At 69.7% G+C, this 712-nt stretch carries 1 protein-coding gene; it reads right to left on the minus strand.

Going from position 1 to position 712, the window contains the following annotated elements; translation table 11 throughout:
* Positions 1 to 11 precede the first annotated feature (11 nt).
* A partial coding sequence (locus tag EOA60_RS35745; protein ID WP_164899913.1) for a CHAD domain-containing protein occupies positions 12 to 712 on the minus strand: 701 nt, incomplete at its 5' end.

Raw genomic sequence — 712 nt, forward strand, 5'->3', positions numbered from 1 at the left:
CGGCGTAGGCGTCAGGCCGCGACCGGGCCGGCTTCCTCATGCGGCGGCGCGAGGTCGTCGCGCGCCTTGCGCGCGAGCGCTCTGGCCGAGCGCTTGGGGCTGTCGCCGAACAATTCGGCGGCATCGGCAAGACAGGTCTTGCTGAGGCTTTTTTCCGCACGCTTCAAGAGCTTGCGCAGAAGCCTGGTGTCTTCGGGCGGACCGAGCGGCTCGCCAGCGGCGACGAGCAGCGCGCGCATGACGAAGACGTCATGCAGCTCGCCCAGCCGTTCGCCAAGCTTGTCAACCGCCTTGCGGCGCGCCTTGATCGGCGCCGGCCACAGGCGGCCGAGCAGCGACAGATGCATCGAATGCGTCTTGCACGCCTTGCGCAGGTCGTGAAAGTCATCGGCCTCGCCCCGCGAGCTCGCCTTATCCAGCGCCTTTTTCGCCCGCCGCAAGGCGGCGCGGGCGCCTTCGGCCAGTATGTCGGCCGCCTGCTCGGGCTGATCGGGGAGCGACAGCCTGTCGATACGCTCCAGCCCTTCCCGGCAGGCAGCGACCGCGGCGTTTATGGCAGCGTCGAGACCGGGGCCGGCATGGAGCTCGTGCTGGCGCAGCACCAGCCGCTCGCGGACGGGATCGAGCTCGCCGGCCGCGGTTTCATCTGGAAAAGCGGAGCCCAGACGGTCGATGGTCTCGATGAGAGCGGTCGCCTCGCGCGGGCCGGCAA

The organism is Mesorhizobium sp. M1A.F.Ca.IN.020.06.1.1 (genome assembly GCF_004023265.1).
Classification (GTDB): Bacteria; Pseudomonadota; Alphaproteobacteria; order Rhizobiales; family Rhizobiaceae; genus Mesorhizobium.